The sequence below is a fragment of the Actinosynnema sp. NPDC023658 genome (genome assembly GCF_040639995.1).
Classification (GTDB): Bacteria; Actinomycetota; Actinomycetes; order Mycobacteriales; family Pseudonocardiaceae; genus Actinosynnema.
This window is the reverse complement of sequence record NZ_JBFAAX010000414.1, coordinates 1-5134: the sequence shown is the minus strand read 5'-3', so window position 1 is coordinate 5134 and position 5134 is coordinate 1. Positions and strand designations below refer to the sequence as shown.

The following is a 5134-nucleotide window of genomic DNA, read 5'->3' as shown; positions in this document are numbered from 1 at the left end:
CGAGGGCGTCCCGCGCCGTCTCGAACGCCTGCGCAACTTCTGCGAGGCGGTCCGGTTTGTCCTGGTTGTCGAGAAACCACCACGCAGTCGCACGGAGAGGGTCGAGAAGCCGCGAGCGCATCTGCTCGGCCTGCTGCGCCCGGCGCTCGTCCTGCCAGGAGGCAGCGAACCAGCGCCGCGCCGCCTCCTCCCGAGCCTTCACCATCGCGACGAGCTCGTGGTCGACGTCAACCGACGTACAGTGACCACGGGCGAGCACCCCGGTGCCCGGTACGTGCTGCCACCTGTGCAGCACCGTGCTCAGCCCGTCCCGCAACCGCACCGCCTCGGTCAACGCGCGCTGCCTGCTCAGCCTCTCCGCACGCAGGGCAACACCGTGCCGGGCGATGTCCAGCCACGCGGGCGGAGGTGAATCGTCCGGCCACTTTGCCTCCACGACGAGGTGAACCTCGAAAGGCAGGAGCTCGTCCACGCTGGGCAGTGACAGGGTCATCTCGCCCGAGATGACCCCGCCGTTGACCTCGTCCGATTCCCGCACCTCCCTCTCCTCCGGTCCATGCCGCCACAGGTCCCGCAAACCCACGATGCGTCCCCTACTTCGGTACTAGGGGGTCGATCTCGTCGAGCTGGCTCGACAGCCGTTCGACGATGGCGATCAGCCGGCCGCTCCCGGTTGCGTGCCCATACCCTGCAGCGGACCGACCCGCGTGACGCACCTGACCGATGGGCTTCAGCTCCGCGTCGGTGGCCAGCACGAGGGGCGCCATCATGTGGTCCCACCGCGTATCCGGTGTCTCGGCAGCTGTGCGCAGCCAACTCACGATCGCCGGGTAGAGGTTCTCCAGGGGCATCGTGCGGAGTGCCTGACGCCAGAACTCGACCACGGCCGCGAGATCCGCGTCTTCCGAGTCCCGTGCCAGCACGGTGGCGGTGCTCTCCACCATGAGGCGCAACCTGGCCGACCCGGCGTTCTCCGACCATTCCGCCACGTGCCGCAGGAAGCTGGCGGTACCGAGGTCCGCACCGATCGACACCGTGGCCTGCCGGGTGGCGCTCCACACGTCCGGGTTCGGGGAGTCCGCCAGGTACTTGAGCCTGGTGAGCGCGATACGGGGAAAAGCCTCTCCGATGCCGGCGCACACTTCGGCCGTCAGCAGTTGCAGGTTCAGGTTCTCGCCCTTCTTCGACCAGTCCAAGAGCTTCTGTCGAATTCGCGCGCCCGCCGCCGGGTCTGTCGCCGTCGTGGTTAGCAGCCGCACCGCGATCGACCGCCGATAACGGATCTTCCAATGGTCGGAAACCCCATCGTCGGACTCCGCGCTCGGCCTCGCCCAGATCTCCGCGAGTTCCAGCACCTCCTTGGTTCCGCCGCAGCCAGCAAGTTCGGCGCACCGGTCCGCGAAGCGCTCCAACTCGTCGCGAGTCAGGTCGGAGATCTGCCCGGGCAACGCGCCCATCCACTCCACCATCGTCTTCCGGAGGTCCCGGTGCTCCTGCCAGAAGTACCGGAACACCTCCGCTCCCGAATCGGATGCCTGGAAACGGCAGTTCTCAGGGGTGAACGACCCGTAGTCCAGGTCGGACAGCCGCGTATAGGGACTGGGTGTCAACAAGGGCACGGTCTTCTTGCGCTCCACCTTGTTGAGGACGAGCAGCGAGTCGGCGGCAGCCACAACGTGCCAGGGCGCGGCGCCCTCCAGCAAGGCTGCGGCCAGCAGCAAGGCGAGCCACTCGACCTCGCTCTTCCCCTGCTTCTTCCGAACGACCTCCCGCAAGGGCGGGCCTGGGTCGCCCTGCCGGTCGCGCAGCACCTCCCGCAGGGCTTGTTCCCGCTCCTCCCCGCGGTTGCCCCGGTCGGACACTGCGTCCGCGACCTCTTTGATCGTCGGCGGCCACAGGTCGCGCAGGTCATCGGCGAACTCCGATGAGTTCAGAACCGGGTCGGTGGCGGGGGTACCGAGGTACTTGGCAAGGACATCGACGGGTTTCGGGCACTCCAAGTCGTGCACGCGACCAGGCAGGAACTCTTCGAACTCGCGCTTGTGTGCAACCGGGATGATAAGGATGAGATAGCTCTGGTGGGACACGAACTGCTTGCAGAGTTCCACCAGGTCACGACGTACGGCTTGGAGTTCGTCGTGTGGCGCGGTGCGGAGGTCGACGACCACCACGGCCGGTTCGTCCTCAACCAGCAGGTCATCGTCACCCAACCGATCGATGAGCTCCTCGCGGACGACGAGTTCCCGGCGGGACTTCTGCAGTTCGTAGCCCAGGCGCAAACTCGCGGCGAACTGCCCGCCCCTGCGCTCCTTCGCGGTCAGCAGCAGCACCTGGTCACGGAGCAGGACGCTCAATGCCGAGTCGGGCTCTCCTGGGGTGGAGGTGGTGAGCAGTCGCGACGGGGGCACGTACCGACTGGCCAGGCGTGCGAGCGCGCTGTGGTCTTGGAGGCCGCGTCCGGTGCGCTTCCTCGGTCGGGCCAACTCCGCGAACTGGTCGCCGAAGACCGCGGTCTCGATCGTCATCACGGGCTTGATCACATCCCGCAACGCGGTGTCGTTGCCGTTCCCGTCGATCCGGACCAGCGAGTCGCTCGTGACGTCGGCGGGAGCGGGCGCGTCGAGTATCTGCGGAATCGGTTCCGACCGGAGGTAATCAGGCGGGGATGAGGGTGAGGGGAGGATATTGTACTTGTCGACGTCGTACTGCTCCAAGACCGTCACCCTGCTTCCGGTGCGGTGTCATGGCCAGCGCGGCGGCCGCTGGACGGGCCGAAGTTGGCGTCACCCGCGGTGTGGAAGTTGCCCGAGAACTCCTGCTTCCCGGACGACTGGTCCACGTTGCTCCCGGCGGTGACGTTGCCGTTCCCGGTGACCTCGATGCCTTTGTCGGTGTTCCGGGTCAGGTGGCTGTGGATGCCGCCGCGCACGCTACCCGCCTGAACCAGGTTGTGCGCGGTCCCGCCCATGTGGTTGGAGACATGGTGCCCAGGTGCCTCCGGCCGCTTCACCGCCCGGTCGTCGTCCGGCGGAGCTTCCGGCTGGCCGTGCAACAGTCCGTACCGGAGCAGGTCACCCGACGGCACGGGCACTCGCAAGTATCCCTTCCCCGAGTACTCCTTGGCGGTCACGTCCAGCGGCGCCTCGACGAACTCGCTCCGTCGGCGGGTGGTCGACCCCGCCTCGACCACGTGCTCCATGACGCTGTGGGACAGCACCAAGGCGACAAAGGTGACCTCGGGGTCGGAGTTGTCCAGCAACGCCCGGACGGCTTCCGCGTCGACCATGCGGTTCGCCTCGACCACGGGGCGACCGGACGGTGAGTCCGCCAGCAGCCTGTTGAACGATGTCAATGGGCCCAAGTGGAGGCTGGCGCGCACGCGCAGCTCGATCCCAGCCGCGCGGAATTCCGCAGCTCGGAGGCGCAACTCGCTCTGCAAGGCGTCGAAGAACCCGTCAACGACGGCACTGATGAGGTTCGGGTCGAACCCGATGACGTAGCCGTCACCGCGGAACGCCTTAAACTCGCCACGCTCCCACAGCGAGGTGAGATTCGTGCGATCGGCGACCCGTTGGAGGATTTCGGGCAGCTGCTCCGCGATGACCTGCTGTTCGGCGCTGTTGTGCTTGCTGAAGTGGCGGACGTCGACGACTAGCATGCCAACGTACTCGCCAATCGGGCGGGTAGCCCCTGCGAATTCCGCGCTCACCGGTGTTCCTCCGTGCTGATGACTGCCTGATCAGAGGCCAGCCTGCCCTGCGGGCCCGCGCCGTTCTGTCCAGAACTGGACACTCCGACACCGATAAGGGCCGGGACGTCCACAACCTCCAATCCACCCCGGGTGATCCGGACGAACCCAGCGGCCTTCCACCGCTTCAGCACCGGTGTGACTGCAGAGCGGACCAAGCCGAGCGCGGCGGCCAGCTCGTCCTGGGACATCGCGATGGTGGTGGGTGCCGGGTGGTCCGGATCCGCTGCACCGATAATCGTGGTGATCAGCGCGATGAGCCGTGAGGCAGTGGTGCGGTGGGCGAGCTGCCACGCGTGGGGCGCGCTCTCGCGCAGCTTCCCCGAGATGTAGCCGTCCAGATGGACTCCGAGTCCGAGCCGCTGGACGAGGTCGGTGAACCGCCGCTCGGGAAGCCTGCATGTCGTACCCGGCTCGATCGCCTGGACGGTGGCCGAATGGGACAGCCCGTCCCGGGCCGACAGCTCCCCGATCACGTCACCTGGGCCGCGAATCGCCAGCACGATCTCCGCGCCGTCGGGTTCGGCGTACACCACCTTCAACCGACCGGACAGCGACAGCAGCACCGATCCCCCGTCCTCCCCCTGGTACAGCAGCCTGGCCTTCGCGTCGTGGTGGACCGTGACGCCCTGGCGCACGAGTTCAGCCCAAGCACCGACTGGGACGAGGGAGCGAAAACCACGTGGTCGGCGAAGCGGGAGCACCTGTGTCACCAGCCGTTTGTAGCGGTTCACCGGCCCCTCGACCGGGTGCCACGCCCCGATGTCACTCGAACAGCAGAGTCAGGTGGGCACCATCACGTCGGCCCGCACCTCGATCGTCGTCATGCCCACCGTGCCAGCCCTGCAGACGCTGTCCACCACGCCGTCGGCATCTTTGCCGCCCATCCCCTCCCTGCCATCGATGCCGAACTACGCCGCGATGTTCGTCCCAACTTCCACCGCGTCCGGCGTGAACATCGCGTTCGGCGTGATCGGCCGCGCTGGCTTCAGCTTCTACTTCGACGCCGTCTCGGCGGACCAGCAGAAGGCGAAGACCGTGCGCACAATGCAGGCCTACGAATCCAGCCTCGCTGGTAGAGGCTGGCTGATCGACACAGCGCGCGACGTGCTCCTCCGGCTCCCCTGGCCACCCCACCCGCCCCGAGCAGTGCCCTACCCACGGACGGGGTGCCGTGGTCGTGCCTGCTCGGCGGCGACCCTGTCCGCACGCCAGCCGCCGGTCGGGGCGGCACCCTGAGCCCGGTCGTCGGCGGGGTCATCGGCTCGGCCACCAGCGGTCCCACTCCTGACCACGGTCGCGGCGTGGCGCGGGGCGCTGTTTGGCCGACCCGCCTGCTCCAGGGGGTGCTCGGCGGGCGGGGGTTGCGGCCGGGCCCCCCGGGCG

Annotated in this window: 4 protein-coding genes and 1 pseudogene; 1 reads left to right on the top strand and 4 read right to left on the bottom strand. The window is 67.8% G+C overall.

Annotated elements, in window-relative coordinates; translation table 11 throughout:
- The 4 genes and pseudogenes from AB0G02_RS27810 to AB0G02_RS27795 all read right to left on the bottom strand — a co-directional run.
- A pseudogene (locus AB0G02_RS27810) lies at positions 1-538 on the bottom strand (hypothetical protein); the annotation flags it as partial.
- A 55-nt stretch (positions 539-593) separates the two neighbouring features.
- On the bottom strand, positions 594-2714 hold the full coding sequence (locus tag AB0G02_RS27805; RefSeq protein WP_360799324.1) for a hypothetical protein: 2121 nt from the start codon (positions 2712-2714) through the stop codon (positions 594-596).
- Between the two features lie 5 nt (positions 2715-2719).
- A complete protein-coding gene (locus AB0G02_RS27800; RefSeq protein ID WP_360799321.1) occupies positions 2720-3658 on the bottom strand; it encodes a hypothetical protein in 939 nt (312 codons plus the stop codon).
- A gap of 47 nt (positions 3659-3705) precedes the next feature.
- Positions 3706-4386: a Crp/Fnr family transcriptional regulator gene (locus AB0G02_RS27795; RefSeq protein ID WP_360799318.1), complete on the bottom strand. Its 681-nt coding sequence runs from the start codon at positions 4384-4386 to the stop codon at positions 3706-3708.
- A 124-nt stretch (positions 4387-4510) separates the two neighbouring features.
- Between AB0G02_RS27795 and AB0G02_RS27790 the strand changes: the two genes are divergently transcribed.
- On the top strand, positions 4511-4987 hold the full coding sequence (locus AB0G02_RS27790) for a hypothetical protein (RefSeq protein WP_360799315.1): 477 nt from the start codon (positions 4511-4513) through the stop codon (positions 4985-4987).
- Positions 4988-5134: the final 147 nt, after the last annotated feature.

Coding starts and splice junctions, on each gene's coding strand:
- AB0G02_RS27790 (WP_360799315.1), top strand. CDS start 4,511: ATGTCACTCGAACAGCAGAGTCAGGTGGGCACCATCACGTCGGCCCGC.
- AB0G02_RS27800 (WP_360799321.1), bottom strand. CDS start 3,658: ATGCTAGTCGTCGACGTCCGCCACTTCAGCAAGCACAACAGCGCCGAA.